Source organism: Flavobacterium sp. KH_001 (genome assembly GCF_057840745.1).
In genome coordinates, this window is record NZ_CM174520.1 from 4,934,911 (window position 1) to 4,953,497 (window position 18,587).

11 protein-coding genes and 1 tRNA gene are annotated in these 18,587 nt (G+C 34.6%); 8 read left to right on the plus strand and 4 right to left on the minus strand.

Annotated elements, in window-relative coordinates:
• Positions 1 to 20: 20 nt before the first annotated feature.
• From AC3ITQ_RS20915 to ypfJ, 5 genes are all read left to right on the plus strand, one after another.
• Positions 21 to 710 (plus strand): RluA family pseudouridine synthase, encoded by a 690-nt coding sequence (locus AC3ITQ_RS20915; protein ID WP_489236027.1) that lies wholly within the window; start codon positions 21 to 23, stop codon positions 708 to 710.
• Between the two features lie 76 nt (positions 711 to 786).
• Positions 787 to 2,115: an aldehyde dehydrogenase gene (locus AC3ITQ_RS20920; RefSeq protein ID WP_489236028.1), complete on the plus strand. Its 1,329-nt coding sequence runs from the start codon at positions 787 to 789 to the stop codon at positions 2,113 to 2,115.
• A 124-nt stretch (positions 2,116 to 2,239) separates the two neighbouring features.
• Positions 2,240 to 3,043 (plus strand): hypothetical protein, encoded by an 804-nt coding sequence (locus AC3ITQ_RS20925; protein WP_489236029.1) that lies wholly within the window; start codon positions 2,240 to 2,242, stop codon positions 3,041 to 3,043.
• Between the two features lie 89 nt (positions 3,044 to 3,132).
• Positions 3,133 to 6,816: a response regulator gene (locus AC3ITQ_RS20930; protein WP_489236030.1), complete on the plus strand. Its 3,684-nt coding sequence runs from the start codon at positions 3,133 to 3,135 to the stop codon at positions 6,814 to 6,816.
• A gap of 94 nt (positions 6,817 to 6,910) precedes the next feature.
• A complete protein-coding gene (ypfJ, locus tag AC3ITQ_RS20935) occupies positions 6,911 to 7,759 on the plus strand; it encodes a KPN_02809 family neutral zinc metallopeptidase (protein WP_375032694.1) in 849 nt (282 codons plus the stop codon).
• A gap of 323 nt (positions 7,760 to 8,082) precedes the next feature.
• On the opposite strand, the gene AC3ITQ_RS20940 is transcribed toward ypfJ, so the two are convergent.
• The 4 genes from AC3ITQ_RS20940 to AC3ITQ_RS20955 form a co-directional block, all read right to left on the minus strand.
• Positions 8,083 to 8,156 (minus strand) — tRNA-His (locus AC3ITQ_RS20940).
• A 76-nt stretch (positions 8,157 to 8,232) separates the two neighbouring features.
• On the minus strand, positions 8,233 to 8,949 hold the full coding sequence (gene bshB1, locus AC3ITQ_RS20945) for a bacillithiol biosynthesis deacetylase BshB1 (RefSeq protein WP_489236031.1): 717 nt from the start codon (positions 8,947 to 8,949) through the stop codon (positions 8,233 to 8,235).
• A gap of 74 nt (positions 8,950 to 9,023) precedes the next feature.
• A complete protein-coding gene (locus AC3ITQ_RS20950; RefSeq protein ID WP_489236032.1) occupies positions 9,024 to 10,106 on the minus strand; it encodes a chorismate-binding protein in 1,083 nt (360 codons plus the stop codon).
• 4 nt (positions 10,107 to 10,110) lie between these two features.
• Entirely contained in the window at positions 10,111 to 10,542 is a 432-nt protein-coding gene (locus AC3ITQ_RS20955) for a PaaI family thioesterase (RefSeq protein ID WP_489236033.1), read from the minus strand.
• Positions 10,543 to 10,669: 127 nt separating this feature from the next.
• Here AC3ITQ_RS20955 and AC3ITQ_RS20960 point away from each other — a divergent pair, with 127 nt between their 5' ends.
• From AC3ITQ_RS20960 to purL, 3 genes are all read left to right on the plus strand, one after another.
• Complete coding sequence (locus AC3ITQ_RS20960) at positions 10,670 to 12,184, plus strand: hypothetical protein (protein WP_489236034.1); 1,515 nt, start codon at positions 10,670 to 10,672, stop codon at positions 12,182 to 12,184.
• Positions 12,185 to 12,554: 370 nt separating this feature from the next.
• Positions 12,555 to 14,402 (plus strand): endonuclease, encoded by a 1,848-nt coding sequence (locus AC3ITQ_RS20965; protein WP_489236035.1) that lies wholly within the window; start codon positions 12,555 to 12,557, stop codon positions 14,400 to 14,402.
• Between the two features lie 348 nt (positions 14,403 to 14,750).
• On the plus strand, positions 14,751 to 18,404 hold the full coding sequence (gene purL, locus AC3ITQ_RS20970; protein ID WP_489236036.1) for a phosphoribosylformylglycinamidine synthase: 3,654 nt from the start codon (positions 14,751 to 14,753) through the stop codon (positions 18,402 to 18,404).
• Positions 18,405 to 18,587 lie beyond the last annotated feature (183 nt).

Sequence of the window (18,587 nt, forward strand, 5' to 3'; positions counted from 1 at the left end):
TAAATCTAAGTAAGTCTAAAATGAAAATAATTTCAGATAAAAATAACCTCCAAATTTTACACGAAGACAATCACATCATTGTGGTAAACAAACGTGTGGGTGATATTGTACAGGGTGATAAAACGGGAGACAAACCGCTATCTGATGTTGTTAAGGAATATATCAAAGACAAGTACAACAAACCAGGTGATGTATTTCTGGGTGTAATTCATCGTTTGGATCGACCAACAACCGGAATTGTTGTTTTTGCCAGAACAAGCAAAGCTTTAACAAGAATGAACGAAATGTTCAGTAATCGTGAAACGCAAAAAACCTATTGGGCAGTTGTGAAAAATAAACCGCAGGAAGCAAGTGCCAAATTGGTTCATTTCTTAAAACGAAATGAAAAAAATAATACCTCAAAGGCCCATTTAAAAGAAGTTCCTGATAGTAAAATTGCCAGTTTAGATTATACTGTTTTCAAAGAACTTCAAAATTATGTGGCTTTAGAAATCAATCTTCACACAGGTCGTCATCATCAAATTCGAGCACAATTAGCCGCTATTGGATCGCCAATTAAGGGAGATTTGAAATATGGCTTTGATCGAAGTAATCCTGATGGCGGAATTCATCTTCATGCCAGAAAACTTGTTTTTGTTCATCCGGTCTCCAAAGAAAACATAACAATTATTGCACCTACTCCTGATGAAACCATTTGGAATGCGTTGTGATTTTATGATTTAATTGTTACTTTTTTAAATTTTATCGATTAACTTGCATAGAGTAAAAAAACAAGTTGATCAAAAAATGGACTATAAAAACGACATCGGATACAGAAAAGAAACGCTTAAAAAGTTATTATATAACATCCAAAAAAGCGAAGATTTAATTGTAAAAGCTTTATACGATGATTTTAAAAAGCCAGAATTTGAGGCTGTTCTAACTGAAACAAATTATGTCATCTCAGACCTAAAAGACACCATCAAAAACATTTACAAATGGTCACGTCGTAAACGCGTTTTTCCTTCTATTCTCAACTTCCCTTCTACTGATTATATTTATAAAGAACCATACGGAAATGTTCTAGTAATTGCACCCTGGAATTATCCTTTTCAATTGGCTTTGTGCCCTCTTATTGCAGCAGTTGCAGCAGGAAACAGAGTTGTTTTAAAACCTTCTGAACTCACTCCGAATACTTCTTCAATCATTGCTAAAATTATTGAAAAGACTTTCCACGTAAATCACGTTGAAGTACATGAAGGCGGTGTTGAAGTTTCTAATAAATTACTGGCACAGCGTTGGGATTATATTTTCTTTACCGGAAGTGTTGCTGTTGGTAAAGTGGTCGCCAAAGCAGCGGCCGAAAACCTGACTCCGGTAACATTGGAACTGGGCGGAAAAAATCCTTGTATTATTGACGAAACTGCTAATTTAAAATTAGCCGCCAAACGAATTGCCTGGGGAAAATTCATCAATGCCGGTCAGACTTGTATTGCACCGGATTATATTCTGATTCAAAAGAATATGAAAGTCAATTTTATTACTTTTTTAATTGATGAAATCATAAAATCATATGGCAAAAAACTGGACAAATCTCCCGATTTTGCCCGCATTATTAATACCAAGAACTTTCTTCGACTAGACAGTATGATCGAGCGCGAAAAAGTTATTTTTGGAGGAGAAACAGATGCCAATAAGCTATTTATTTCACCAACATTAATCGAAGAACCGGCACTTGATAGTCCTGTAATGAAAGAAGAAATTTTTGGCCCAATTTTACCTATTCTTACTTATGAAACTGAAGCGGAAATTCAAAACATTATAAGCAAATACGAAAAACCACTTGCCTTTTATATTTTTAGTGAAAATCATTCTTTTGCAAAAAAACTTATAGCAAATTATTCTTTTGGCGGAGGCTGTATTAACGATACCGTTGTTCATTTTTCGAACAAAAGACTACCTTTTGGCGGCGTTGGCCACAGTGGAATTGGTGCTTATCACGGTAAATTAAGTTTTGACATTTTCTCTCATCACAAAGCTATTGTCAAAAAAGGAAACTGGTTAGATCTTCCTATGCGATATGCTCCTTACAAAGATAAATTAGCTTCTATCAAACGATTACTAGACTGGATGTAAATAAACAAAAATGTGCTTATGGATATTTTGTAGATTATCATATGTAATTGATTAAAAATATTATATTTACGTTTCAGTATTTAACCTAGGCGTAAAAAGTATAAAAAACAATTCTACTATTAAAATGAAATCTACTCTTGATCAAATCGAAGACATTAAAAATCACGGCTATTCGTTAGATTTTTCAACTGTCTTTAACCATGCTTTTGAAAACTATAAAAAAATAGCTCTTTACTTCGGGCTCATTATTTTAGTCTTTTCAGTTATCTTTTTTTTCGGTCTTTTTAGTGTACTTTTTGCCTATTATGGCGTGGAAAGCATGAGTAAAGATTTTCTTGAAAATTTCGATAGTCAGAAACAAAGCTCTGTACAAATGCTTATTTCTTTACTGGGCACTTCAGTAATAAGTGGTCTTATCGCTCCTTTTAGCGCCGGTTTTCTTAAAATGGCAGACTGCGCAGATAAGGATGAAGAATTTAATGTTTCAACTATTTTTACTTATTATAAAACACATCATTTTTCACAAATATTTACAGTTGGTTTTATTATAGCTATCATTAGTGGTGCAATTTCAACAATTATTGGCGCTTATTTTAACGAAATGGGAATCATTGGTATGTCGATCTTGCTGAATTTAATTATATCATTTCTTACCTATTTGGCTATTCCACTGGTAATTTTTGGGGATCTAAAAGCATTAGATGCCTTGAAATCATGCTTAATTATCATTAGTAAAAATCCGCTAATAATATTTGCTCTGGTTATTGTTGGTTTTATAGGGTCTTTCATAGGTTTCTTTGGATGTTGTATAGCTATAATTTTCACGCTTGCTTTTAATACATCAATGACCTACGCGACTTATTATGGAATTTTCAATATGGAAGAAGAAGATCCAATTGAAACAATAGGTCAGTCAGATTTAGAATAAATCGGAAATTCTAAATAAATCAAGAGCTTAACCTACTCTGTTTAGAAAATTCAAAATGCTATTTACTAAACCAACATACCACGAATACTATGGTAGTAAACTATAGTTTTTACAATTCACTGCTTTCAGGAGTTACCTATTTTGGTAATACCCTGAAAGCAGTTATAACAAATTGGTATGTGTTTGCTCCTGATATTATTTTCTACAACAATCCGAAACTTATTATTTTAGGGCTATCTCTTTTGGGTTTTTTAAGCATTCTCGTTTATCAGTTTTTTAAAATCAAAGCTAAAATTGGTAATTTCATTGAGAAAAGAAAAGAAACGGACACCGCCAATAACGAATATCAATTATATACTTTATTTTTTGGTATCGCGGTTATTTTAATTGAAATCATCAATGAAATCTTTAAGATCAGGCCAAAAAGTCTCTTAGTTGCCAATGTTTCTATAGGTGTTTTTGTCCTGATAATTTATCTTCTGACAGATAAAATAAAAATACTTCGAGATAAAATTCAGGGGGTTTTTATCGTATCGTTTTTTATTTACATAAGCTATGTTGCCCGCAATATTATTTACCTTCCAAATGATGTTGTGCCCATAATTACTTTTTTAATTTCATTTTTCTTTTCGTACAACATCTTAAAACCAATAAAAATATATTGGGCATTTGTTGCTTTCACCTTTACCTTTCTTACCATAACAGTTGTTTTTAATCTAATTCCACTTAAATCATCTGTTTTACTGATCAATTTCAGCATTGTCACTTTTATTATCAATCAGGTAAAATATGCCGTTCTATTAAATAATCGGGATAACTTTAGATTTACCAATGAAATTGTTCATAAAGGAAACTCTCTGACAATTGCCACAAATGAAAAAGGTGAATTACTTTTTTGCAGCGAAACCATCACTTCAATTTTAGGCTATCTGCCAGAAGAGGTAAAAGGACTGGAGTTCTGGAGACTTACAGAAGACCCGGAATTCAATAAAGAGAATTATCAAAAAAACTACATTGATAATAAATTATATATTCGAAAATTAAAAAATAAGAATGGCGAATTTAAATACATCCAATGGAAGGATAAAAAATTCTCCGAGCGATTAATTATTAGTATTGGTCAGGATGTTACAGAACAAATTATCGTTCAGGATCAATATAAAAATCTTATTCAGACTGCAACTGATATTATTTTTGAAATAAGTGCCGATGGTTATTTTACCTTTATAAATGAATTTGGTTTTTCACTTTTAGGCTATGCTGAAAATGAAGTGATTTTACAGCATTATTCTAATTTCATACATGAAGATTATATCAGAAATGCTGTTGATTTTTACGAAAATCTGGAGAAAAATGGAAACAATTATCCCACAATCGAAATTCCAATTATAAAGAAAGACGGAAGCCAGGTATGGATCTCTCAAAAAGTAATTGTCCGTAAAAATGATTTAGGTGAAATTATTGGTTTTGCCGGTATCGCCAGAGACATTACGGAGATGAAAAATATTGAAAATGAGAAAAAAAGACGTTTAGAAAAAATTGAGGCTTATAATAATTCGACTAAAAAATTATCGACAACAGATTTTCGTGAATATAATAATCTGCAAACCGTAATCGATTCAATAATTAAAGAAGCTGCAACGATATCAAAGGCAAACAGAGTAAGTTTCTGGAAATTTACAGGTGACGTAATTATATGCAGAAACCTATTCAGTAGTGATGATCAAAATTTAAGTGATAAAAACATTCTGGACAAGGAGTCATATCCTATTTATTTTGAAACCTTAAAAAACAAAGCCATAATAAATGCGCCCGATGTTTTTGATAAATTAGAAACCTCTGAATTTCAGGAAATTTATTTTAATAAAAACAAAATAAAATCAATGCTTGATGTTCCAATCTTTTCAAATGGACAACTGGCTGGTGTAGTATGTTTTGAAAGTACGGGAGAAAAAAGAGATTGGGACAATGAAGATATCAACTATGCCAGAACTATTTCTGATGTAATTTCGCTTGCTATTTCTTCTCAGATGCGACTCAAAGCAGAGAAAAAATTAGAACTTAAAAGTGATCTATTATCTGCATTGGCTTTGTGCACGGAAAAGTTTCTACTGAGTAAAAGTCTGCAAAAAATGTTTCAGGAAACATTTGATATTATTGGAAAAGCCTCAAAAGTGGATCATATTTTTTACCATGATAAAAACTTCGAAACCAATACTATAAGTCAGCAGTATAAATGGTCCCGAGATGGAATTGAACACCAGATAACTGAATTACAAGATTTTACTGAAGACAATTTAAAAGAAATTATTCTTCATTCTCATAATAGAAAAGTATTAAATACGCGAACGCGGGATTTGGAAGACACTTTTTTTAAGCAATTGCTAATCGCTAATAATATTAAATCCATATTAATATTACCGCTGTTTACCAACAACATTTTTTCAGGTTTTATTGGTTTTGATGATTGTACCAAAGAGAGAAAATGGACTGATGATGAAATTTATATTTTTCAAACATTAGCCAATAACATTTCTTCTGCCTTAGATCGAAATAGGAATATCGCCAAAATTAAAGAAAGTGAAGATGCAATTAAAGCCAAAGAACTGGCAGAGGCTGCAAATAAATCAAAATCTGATTTTCTGGCCAATATGTCGCACGAAATCAGAACGCCTTTAAATGGTATAATTGGTTTTACCCATTTATTGATGAAAACCAATCTTGAAGAAATTCAGGAAAAATACATGACAACCATCAATCAATCGGCACATTCACTACTGGAAATCATAAATGATATTCTTGATTTTTCTAAAATTGAAGCCGGAAAACTGGAGCTTTTTATTGATTTATATGATGTTCAGAAAATACTGGGACAAATATTTGATTTGATCATTTACGAATCCAATCAAAAAAATCTCGAACTCGAATTAAACCTGGATCCTGAAGTGCCAAAATACATCTGGACAGATATTGTTCGTCTTAAACAAATTTTGATCAATCTTTTATCTAACGCAATCAAATTTACAAACGAAGGATCAATAAAACTAAACGTAACTGTTTTGGATAAAAAAGCAGATGATAACTACATCATTCGTTTTTCTGTTATTGACACCGGAATTGGAATCTTAGAAAAAAATCAGAAAAAAATATTCAAAGCTTTCTCTCAGGAAGATAGTTCAACAACAAGAAAGTTTGGAGGAACGGGCTTAGGCTTAACCATTTCTAATCAATTATTAGCTTTAATGGAAAGTCGTTTGCAGCTTAAGAGCAGAATAAACGACGGCAGTAATTTCTACTTTGATCTGAATTTAAAAACCAGTCATGAAAGCATCAATGAAAAATTCAAGGAAATTTCGAAGCAAAATAATCCGGAATATGCTTTAAGCTATAGTTCTAATCGAAAAAAAGTGAGCATTTTAATCGTAGAAGACAACAAAGTAAACATGCTTCTTTTAAAAACGATTGTAAAGAATCTAAACCTAAATGCCATTATTTTTGAATGTGAAAACGGGTATGAAGCCGTTAAACAAATTGAAAGTATTAATCCGGATCTGGTTTTTATGGATATTCAGATGCCAATTATGAATGGTTATGAAGCTACAAAAGCAATCAGAGTTACTGAAATAGGTCAGCGTATACCTATAATCGCCGTAACCGCCGGAGCTGAAAAAGAAGAACGAAATAAATGTTTATCAGCCGGAATGAATGATTATATCTCAAAACCTATTATAAGAGGTACGGTCGAAGAAGCCATACGAAAATGGTTAAAATAATTTAAAACTAAATTGTTTCTGTTAATGCGTAATTCCCAAAAAATATATAAATTCGTGTAAAAGAAAACTTAAAAAAGTTTAAACCCAATATATTATGAAATGGTTAGGCAGAAGACAAAGTGATAATGTTGAAGACCGAAGAGGTGTCTCAGGAGGAAAAGTAGCTCTTGGAGGCGGCGTTATTGGTATCATTATTTTGTTATTAAATGTTTTTGGTGGCGAAACCGGTCAAACTGTCGGATCTGCATTAGAGCAACTGCAAGGTGGCCAGCAACAAACTGAAGCCGCTGCTCCATTGAGCAAAGAAGACGAAGAAATGGGGAATTTCGTACGTGTAATTCTTGCTGACAACGAAGACATCTGGAGTAAAATATTTGAAGAACATGGCATGACCTATAAAAAACCAAAATTGGTGCTTTTTAGAGGTTCTGTACAAACAGCCTGTGGCGGGGCATCTTCTGCCTCCGGCCCTTTTTATTGTCCGGGTGACCAAAAGGTTTATATGGATTTAGGCTTCTTTGAGGAGCTTAAAACTAAATTTGGCGCCAAGGGTGGTGACTTTGCAATTGCGTACGTTATAGCGCACGAAATTGGCCATCACGTTCAAACCTTACTCGGAACGTCGGCTAAAATGCGTCAGGCACAGGAAGGAAAAAGTGAGACCGAAGCAAACAAACTTTCCGTTGCATTAGAATTACAAGCCGACTTTTATGCCGGGGTATGGACACACTATAATCAGAAAAACTTAGATACTGACGATATTGACGAAGCTTTAAGTGCTGCCAATGCTGTTGGCGATGACGCAATTCAAAGTAAAATGAGCGATCAGGTGGTTCCGGATTCGTTTACACACGGATCATCAGAACAAAGAATGTACTGGTTTAAAAAAGGTTTTAAAACCGGAGACATTGAACAAGGAACAACATTTGAAGAAATACGATAATTTAATAAACCAAACTATAATAACCAAGATGAAGCATGACTTAACCGTCATGCTTTTTTTTTGTTTCCACCATATAAGTCATATAAGTTTATTTAAAACTACTTTGAACTTATAAAAAGACTTTTTAAGTTTTCATTTGTGTTGTTTGAGTTTTTCCTTCAGAATACGAAGTTCAAATATTTCCTTTCCACACTAGATTTATATGTACTTAATCACTCCACAAGCTTTCGCAGTAATTTTAAAAAAAGCTTATGTGACTTATATGGTGAAAAAATTAAGCGCACAAAAAAAGCCTTGAATTTCTTCAAGGCTTTAAATTTCTGGGTGGCTGACCGGGTTCGAACCGGCGACCCGCGGCACCACAAACCGCTACTCTAACCAGCTGAGCTACAACCACCATTTTGCTTAGCGGTTGCAAATATACAACTAATGTTTACTTCCGCAAATAAAAAATTGAAAAAATATTAAACTTTTTAAATCAAATCTTCTAAGCTATTGACTGCCAAACATCTTTCAACAGTAAAACCTTCAGCAAAATCTTTCCCAACAAGTCTTCCTAAGTCCTTGGCGCGGTAATTTAAGCTTTCAAAAAAGTTTTTGCTTGTAATTGGCGTTGCAGGTTCATCAGAATTTGGATCATAAAATTGAGTTTTATAAGCTGCAATTGCTTCTACTTTCTTATCCTCAAAGCCCGTAATGTCTACAACAAAATCTGGTTCGATGTTTTTCCACTGAATATAATGATAAACCACTTTCGGTCTCCAGGCTTCTTGTTTTTCGCCATCAACAACCGTTTCGATTTTCATCAATCCAGATAAGAAACAAGCATCAGAAACCAATTTGCTCCCTTTTCCGTGATCGATATGACGATCGTCAATTGCATTACACAATACAATCTCCGGTTTATATTTTCGGATCATCTTAATAACTTCCAACTGATGCTTTTCATCATTAACGAAAAAACCATCGCGCATGGCCAAGTTTTCACGCACCAAAACACCTAATATTTTTGCAGCTGCTTTCGCTTCTTCATCTCGTATTTCTGCTGTTCCTCTGGTTCCTAATTCTCCTCGGGTTAAATCTACGATTCCCACTTTCTTTCCCAGTGAAACTTCTTTTAAAATTGTTCCCGCACAACCCAATTCTACATCATCAGGATGTGCGCCAAAGGCTAGTATATCTAATTTCATTTGTTTTTTGTTTGTTTTGTTTCAGGTTTCAGGTTACGTACAAAACGTGAAACTTGAAACCTGAAACTTTTTCTTTAACAATTATTATTCTTTTTTATATTCAAAACTCTTTTCATCGTCATGGATTTATTGACGCTTTCCTCCCATTCTTTTTCCGGAATACTTTCTTTTGTGATGCCGCATCCCATGTACAAAATCGCTTTATTGTCCTTGATTTGCATGCTGCGTAAATTTACAAATAAATCAGAACTTGTAGCTTTGTGGGCAAAACTGCTGTTTAATTCACCCAGAAAACCAGTATAAAAAGTTCTGTCGTAATTTTCGTTTTCAATAATAAATGCTTTTGCTTTTTTCTTTGGCAAACCACAAACGGCCGGTGTTGGATGTAAAGTATCGACAACTTCTTCTAAAGTTGAATTCTCTTTTAAGACTCCCGAGATATCGGTCTTAATGTGCCAGATCGAACCTGCCTTGATACTGTAAGGTTCTGTAACATTTACAGACGAAGCCACTTCACGCAATCTTTTTATAATAAAATCCGTTACGTATTGTTGCTCATCTTTTTCTTTTTGCTGCCAGGAAATATGCTCTTCAGAAACTGCTTTTTGAGTTCCGGCCAATGCGGTAGTTTCAAAAGCACTTCCACTTGCTTTTAATAATTGTTCCGGTGTTGCTCCCATCCAAAATCCAATTTCAGGATGCGAAAAGCAATACGTAAAAGTTGATGGATACAAATGAATTAAACGTTTAAAAGTGACGATAAAATCAAAATCAGTCAGGTCAACCATTTCGCTTCTTGACAAAACTACTTTTTTGAACTCTTCATTCTTAATCGCCTGAATTCCTTTTTCAACTAAAGCTTCATATTGCATTTTTGCTTCTGAATCAAAACTTGGATCTTCAATTTCATTAAATTCAAAATTGCCGGCTGTTTGTTCAGCACTGATAATTTTCGATTCATTCTCCGGAATTAATATCAGCTGTTTTTCATCAAAAGAAGCAAAAACAAAACCTTTTTCGCTATAATCTGTGACTTTGTACAAAGTATCATCTTGCTGCAATAGCGCAAAAACACTTGATGAATTAGGTTTAGAATAAATGACAAAAGGCAATTTCTGCTCTTGATGTTTTCTTATAGTAGAGAAAAAGTCGTTCATGTTTTTATTCGGTTTTCTTTTTATCCAAAACCATATTAGTTAGTTTACAAAGTGAAATCAGGTTTCCTTCTTCATCCGTAATTTTAATTTCCCAAAGATGAATGCTTCTTCCTTTATGAATGATGCGTGCAGTTCCAAAAACCCAACCTTCACGAATACTTTTTAAGTGATTGGCAGAAATTTCAATGCCACGAACTTCCTGCTCTTTTGTGTCAATAAAAAAGAAAGAGGCGGCACTTCCAACACTTTCAGCCAAAGCAACTGAAGCCCCTCCATGCAGTAATCCCATTGGTTGATGAACACTTGGATTTACAGGCATTTTTGCAGTTAAAAAGTCATTGCCTGCATCGATATATTCAATTTTTAGCGTCTCCATCAAGGTGTTTTTAGAAAACTGATTGCAACGCTCTAAAATTTGTTCTTTTGTATAATTCATTTAGAATAGGCTTTAAAATCGTAAAATTAAAGAAAAGATGAGATACAAATTAGAAAATCCAATTCTAATATTAAAAATCATTTATGAACCTGACCCTTTTTTGTTATTTTTACAAAAAAGAATTTAAATGCGTCACTATTTTGCACTCTTCATTCTCGGCCTACTTTTAGCTTTCAGTTCTTGCCGAACTGATTTTGATACCGTTGCCAGCACAGGAGATTTAAAGTTTTCAAAAGATACCGTTTATTTGGACACCGTTTTTAAGAATATTGGTTCAAGCACTTACCAACTAAAAGTCTATAATAAAACTAAAAATGATATTTCGATTCCGATTATTCAACTCAAAAAAGGCTTGAGTTCTAAATACCGAATGACGGTAGACGGAATGACGGGAAACAACGGAAAAATCTTCAATAATGTTACGCTTTTAGCCAAAGACAGTTTGTACATTTTTGTAGAAACAACTGCGGATATTACAGACGCCAATCCAACCGACTTTTTATATACCGATGAAATTCAGTTTGACAGCGGAACAAACCTACAGCAAGTCGCTTTGGTTACTTTAATTCAGGATGCTGTTTTTTTATATCCGAAGCAAAATCCGGATGGAACCAAAGAAAAAATTCAAATTGACGGAAAAGATGTCGATGGATTTTATTTGGATGAAAATGATGCCGTAAATGGAAATGAATTGATTTTCACCAATGACAAACCTTATGTTATTTACGGTTATGCGGGAGTTCCTCAAGATAAAACGGTCACTTTTGAAGCCGGATCGCGTGTATATTTCCATGCTAACTCGGGTCTTTTTGTAGACAACAAAGCTTCACTTCAGATTAATGGTGCCAAATCAACAACTGAAAAACTAGAAAACGAAGTTATTTTTGAAGGCGATCGATTAGAATCACTTTACGATGCTATTCCCGGACAATGGAATTCGGTTATTTTGGCTGAAGGAAGTACAAATCATTCGATAAACCATTTGACACTTAAAAACGCAGTAGTTGGTTTGTCTTTCAAAAATCAGGATGCAACGACTGTTTTCATCAAAAATACGCAGATTTATAACTGTGTTGAGTATGGAATTCTGGCCCAAAATGCCCGAATTACAGGAGAAAATATCGTAATCAATTATGCAGGTTTAGCGAGTTTATCTTGTGTTTATGGCGGTAATTATAGCTTTACGCATTGTACTTTTAACAACAACTGGCAAAGCAGCTCGCATTTCGCAGTAAACATAAGTAATACTTTGCCTGGCGAAACTCCGGAAGCAAATCCGCTGACTCAGGCTACTTTCAATAACTGCATCATTTTCGGTTCAAATACTAATGAATTTAATTTGAACAAAAGTACCAGCGCTCCATTTGTTTATCAGTTAAATAATTGTCTTTTAAAATTTAGCAGTTCTTCAACTAATCCAGATTATCAATTTAAAACAGACACAGAACATTACAATCAGATTATCCTGAATGAAAATCCGAAATTTTATAATGTTTCTCAGAATAAATTCAACATCGATAATGCGTCGCCCGCTTTCGCGAAAGGAAATCAGATCTATATAATTCCGTTGGATATTATTGGGGCAACAAGAACTTCTCCTCCTGATTTGGGTGCTTATCAAAGTGCAGTCTTCCCTAAATAAAGAGAATTTGCCACGAAGGCACTAAGACACCAAGTTTTTTATTTTTCTATGTGAATCTATGCCCGTGAAATAATCTCGCAAAGGCACAGAGTCGCAAAGTTTTTTTGTTTTAAGAAACAATTAAGCTACAGATCACATCTCTTCGAAATGAAAAAAAAATGAAAACAACCTAGGAATTCTATGCCTTTGCGAAATTAAAAAAACTTTGTGTCTTAGTGCCTTCGTGGCAGAAAACCACCTAGTAAGAAAATATATCTAAAAATAATTATTTCTTAACTTCATGCATTCATAAAAGTAGTATTTTTGATACAATAATAAATTAACTTATTTAATATCAATTTATTACACAGCCAAATCTAAAACTATTTTTATGAAAAAATTCTACTCTTTTTTCTTATTACTCGTTGTTACGGCAAGTTTTGCTCAAATTCCGAGTGGGTATTACAACACTGCAACGGGAACAGGTTATACCTTAAAAACACAATTGTACAACATCATAAAAGGACATACCGATAACGGATATGCCGGTTTGTACACCACCTATCAAACTTCTGACGTTGATAATTTTTATGAAAACGACGGAACAGTTCTGGACATGTATTCCGAAAACCCTTCCGGAACAGATCCTTACAATTACAGTACAGGAACAACACAACGTTGCGGAAATTATTCTGTTGAAGGCGATTGTTATAATAGAGAACATATTATTCCGCAATCTATATTTAACGAGCAATCTCCAATGGTTTCTGACGCGCACTTCATCACACCAACAGATGGAAAAGTAAACGGAATACGTTCCAACTATCCTCATGGAACCGTAGCTTCAGCCACTTATACTGCTCAAAATGGAGGAAAATTAGGTTCGAGTTCTGTATCTGGATATTCAGGAACTGTTTTTGAACCAATCAATGCTTTTAAAGGTGATATTGCCAGAATGTATTTTTATTTCGCGACCCGTTATGAAAATACGGTTGCAGGCTATTCATACGCCATGTTTGATGGTTCAAGCAACAAAGTATTTACAACGGCATTTTTAAATGTTCTTTTGGCCTGGAATGCACAAGATCCGGTAAGCGCAAGGGAAATTGCAAGAAATAATGCTATTTATGCACGTCAAAATAACAGAAATCCCTATATCGATCATCCGGAATATGTGAATCAAATTTGGGGTGGTACTCCTTCTGGAGATACGCAGCTGCCAACTGCTCCAACGAGTTTGGCTTCAACATCAAAAACAGCAAGTTCAATTACTGTTGCCTGGACAGCTTCAACAGATAATGTAGCCGTTACAAGTTATGATGTTTATGCAAACAGCGTTTTAAAAACTACTGTTTCAGGAGTAACAGCAACGATCACTGGTTTAGCGGCTTCGACAAGTTATTCAATCTATGTAAAAGCAAAAGATGCTGCCGGTAATACTTCTGCTTCAAGTAACACAATTGCCGTAACAACAAATAGCAGTGGAACAGGAACAGCGACCGATTTGCTTTTCTCTGAATACATTGAAGGCTCAAGCAATAATAAGGCTTTGGAAATTGCAAATAATACTGGCAGTTCCGTTAGCTTATCCGCTTACACTATAAAAAAACAAACCAACGGTGCCGGTTCCTGGAGTACTGGTTTAGTTTTAACCGGAACGCTGACAACTGGAAGTAAATTTGTAATTGTAAACAGTTCTATTTCTTCCGCTTGTTTTTCTACAAGCGCAGCCAATATTTCGACCACAGCAACCGAATTGACCTTCAACGGAAATGACGCTGTAGGTTTATTCAAAAATGGCGTTTTGATTGATATTATTGGAACTTTCAGCGGCGGAACAGCCAACTTTGCAATTGATGTTACCTTAAGAAGGAAATCAACTGTAACTTCTCCCTCAACAACTTTCAATTTAAGCTCACAATGGGATTCGTACACCACAGATACTTGTAACAATCTGGCAAGCAAAATGGCACAGCCTATTGAAGACGAAGAAATTATTGAACTTTCAGATGAAATTATAATTTATCCAAATCCTTCAGACGGGAATTTCTATGTTGGTTTTGCTGCTTTAGACGAAATTTACTCTATTGAAATTATCTCCTTTGCCGGACAAAAAGTTTTCGAAAAACAAAATACATCAGATCCTGCCATTTCAGTAAGTCATCTTGCTAAAGGAATCTATCTGGTAAAAATCACAAAAGACTCCAAAACGATTATTAAAAACATCGTTATCAAATAATAAAACCACATCTTACTTCATTTAAAAAGCGGCATATTGCCGCTTTTTTTTGTTTCGCCACTAAGACATCAAGTTTTCTTTAGCCCCAGATTAAAGGATTAAAATAGGTATTTCACGCAGATTTTAAAAGATTTAAGCAGATTTCAATAGATTTAATTTTAAAAATTAGTTGCAATAAATTATCTGCGAGCATCTGCATAAATCTGCAAAATCTGCGTGAAACAAAAAAAACTTTGTGCCTTTGTGTCTTTGTGGCAAAAAAACATTAAAAGAGTTCCTTTTCAAATTTGCGCTTACTATTTATTTACACTAAATTTGCACCTTCAATACAACAAACTACACATCACAATGATCCATTTCTTTGAAAACCAAAGCAAAACTGTTTTCGCGGTACAAACGCAAAACGAAATTTCGGCTCAAGACATTTCAAAATTAAACTGGCTTTTTGCCAACTCTAATAAGATCGAAAAATCCGCCTTGACGGATTTTTTTGTTGGTCCCCGCGCCACTATGATCACACCTTGGAGTACAAATGCTGTAGAAATTACTCAAAACATGGGTATTCCGGGCATCATCAGAATTGAAGAATTTCATCCTGCAACGGCTGACTTTACTGATTTTGATCCAATGCTTTTTCAAAAGTTTACTCAATTAGATCAGGAAATTTTCACTATCAACGTTCAGCCGGAACCAATTCTGGAAATCGATGATATTGCAACATATAACAAAGTGGAAGGTTTGGCTTTAAGCCAGGAAGAAGTAGATTACCTAGATAATCTTGCTGTAAAACTTGGAAGAAAATTAACGGATTCTGAGATTTTTGCTTTCTCACAAGCGAATTCAGAGCACTGTCGCCACAAAATCTTCAACGGAACTTTTGTTATTGACGGTGAAGAAAAAGGAACTTCTCTTTTCAAATTAATCAAAAAAACATCACAGGAAAATCCTAACGATATCGTGTCTGCTTACAAAGACAATGTTGCTTTTGTAAAAGGACCAAAGGTGCAGCAGTTTGCACCAAAAACAGCTGACAAACCAGATTATTATGAGATAAAAGAATTTGATTCGGTTTTATCTTTAAAAGCAGAAACACACAATTTCCCAACAACAGTTGAGCCTTTCAATGGAGCTGCAACAGGTTCAGGAGGAGAAATTCGTGACCGTTTAGCAGGTGGACAAGGTTCATTGCCATTAGCAGGAACTGCCGTTTATATGACTTCATACTCTCGTTTGAACGATGACAGAAAATGGGAAAATGCGGTTGAAGAAAGAAAATGGTTGTACCAAACTCCAATGGATATTTTGATCAAAGCTTCAAACGGAGCTTCTGATTTCGGAAATAAATTCGGGCAACCGTTAATTACTGGTTCGGTTTTAACTTTCGAACATTCAGAAAACGACCGCAAAATTGGTTACGATAAAGTAATCATGCAGGCGGGTGGAATTGGATACGGAAAATTAGATCAGGCTATCAAAAAGAAACCACAAGAAGGCGATAAAATTGTAATCTTAGGTGGAGAAAATTATAGAATCGGAATGGGTGGTGCTGCGGTTTCATCTGCAGATACCGGAGCTTTTGGTTCAGGAATCGAATTAAATGCTATTCAGCGTTCAAACCCTGAAATGCAAAAACGTGCTGCTAATGCTATTCGTGGTTTGGTAGAAAGCGATCATAATCCGATTGTTTCTATTCACGATCACGGAGCTGGAGGACACTTAAACTGTCTTTCTGAATTGGTTGAAGAAACAGGAGGTTTAATCGATTTGGATAAATTACCAGTTGGAGATCCAACACTTTCTGCAAAAGAAATTATTGGTAACGAGTCTCAGGAAAGAATGGGATTGGTTATTGGTCAAAAAGATATTGATACTTTACAAAGAATCGCTGACAGAGAGCGTTCGCCAATGTATCAGGTTGGAGATGTAACGGGAGATCACCGTTTTACTTTCGAATCAAAATCAAATGGTTCAAAACCGATGGACTATGCTTTAGAAGATTTCTTCGGAAGTTCTCCAAAAACGGTTATGACCGATAAAACGATTGATAGAAAATATGCTGCTGTTTCTTATGACAACGCAAATTTTGAATCCTATTTAAAAGACGTTTTACGTTTAGAAGCGGTTGCTTCAAAAGACTGGTTAACCAACAAAGTGGACCGTTGTGTTGGCGGAAAAGTTGCCAAACAACAATGTGCAGGACCTTTGCAATTGCCTTTGAATAATGTTGGAGTTATGGCTCTGGATTATTTAGGAAAAGAAGGAATCGCTACTTCTATTGGCCACGCTCCTATTGCAGCTTTGATTGATCCGGTTGCTGGTAGTAGAAATGCTATTGCGGAATCGTTATCAAACATTGTCTGGGCGCCAATTAAAGACGGATTGAAAGGAATTTCATTATCTGCCAACTGGATGTGGGCTTGTAAAAACGAAGGTGAAGACGCTCGTTTGTACGCTGCTGTTGAAGGTTGTTCAGAATTTGCAATTGAATTGGGAATCAATATTCCGACAGGAAAAGATTCACTTTCAATGAAACAAAAATATCCAAACGACGAAGTAATCGCACCGGGAACGGTTATTATTTCTGCCGGAGGAAACTGTACAGATATTAGAAAAGTAGTTGAACCTGTTTTACAGAAAAACGGAGATTCAATTTATTATATCAATTTATCTCAGGATGATTTTAAATTAGGGGGTTCCTCTTTTGCACAAATCAGAAATACAATCGGAAATGAAACTTCTACGATTAAAGATGCTTCTTTCTTCAAAAATGCATTTAACACGATTCAGGAATTAATCGGCGAAAGCCAAATTTTAGCAGGTCACGATATCGGAAGCGGTGGATTGATTACTACTTTATTAGAATTGTGTTTTGCTGATGTCAATTTGGGAGCAAAAATTGATTTCTCTGCTTTCGCAGAAAAAGATCTATTAAAAATCCTTTTCGCTGAAAACATCGGAATTGTATTCCAGGCAAAAGAAGATGCTGCTGTTGAAGCTAAATTGAAAGCAAACAATATCGAATTCTTCAAAATTGGTTCAGTTCAAAGCAAACCAAGTTTGGAATTTGGAATTTATAATTTGGATATTGCGGAATACAGAGACATTTGGTTTGAAACTTCTTATTTGTTAGACCAAAAACAATCTAAAAACGGAACGGCTAAAGCACGTTTTGAAAATTATAAAAATCAGGCTTTAAACTATACTTTCCCAACGCACTTTACTGGTAAAGCGCCTGTAATAAATGCTTCAAAACCAAGACCAAAAGCAGCTATTATTCGTGAAAAAGGAAGTAATTCTGAGCGTGAAATGGCAAATGCAATGTATTTGGCAGGTTTCGACGTAAAAGACGTTCACATGACGGATTTAATTTCTGGTCGTGAAACATTAGAAGATATTCAGTTCATAGGAGCTGTTGGAGGATTCTCTAACTCTGATGTTTTAGGTTCTGCAAAAGGTTGGGCCGGAGCTTTCTTATACAACGAAAAAGCAAAAACAGCTTTAGATAATTTCTTCAAAAGAGAAGATACTTTATCTGTTGGAATCTGTAACGGATGTCAGTTGTTTATGGAATTAGAAGTTATTAATCCGGAGCATGAAGTTCACGGAAAAATGCTTCATAACGATAGTAATAAACACGAAAGTATTTTTACTTCTGTAAAAGTTCAGGAAAACAATTCGGTTATGTTATCTACATTGGCAGGAACTACTTTAGGAGTTTGGGTTTCTCACGGAGAAGGTAAATTCAATTTACCTATGGGTGAAGAAAATTACAACATTGTTTCTAAATACGCTTACGAAGGATATCCTGCAAACCCAAATGGTTCTCATTACAACGTAGCCATGATGTGTGATAAAACAGGAAGACATTTAGTTACAATGCCACATATTGAGCGTTCGACTTTCCAATGGAACTGGGCACATTATCCAAAAGACAGAAATGACGAGTTTACACCTTGGCATGAAGCTTTTATCAACGCCAGAAAATGGATTGAAAATAGATAAATAGAATTTTCTATAATCACAAATTAAATTTCCCTTTAATCTTTTCTTATACCAGGAAAGAGTAAAGGGATTTTTTTTGCTCACTCTTTCTTAGAAGCTTCCTTTTAAAATTCACTTGAATTGAAATAAAAATACATCTTTTGGAGTATTTTATTTTAGCAATAGACCTTTTAGATTTGCTAA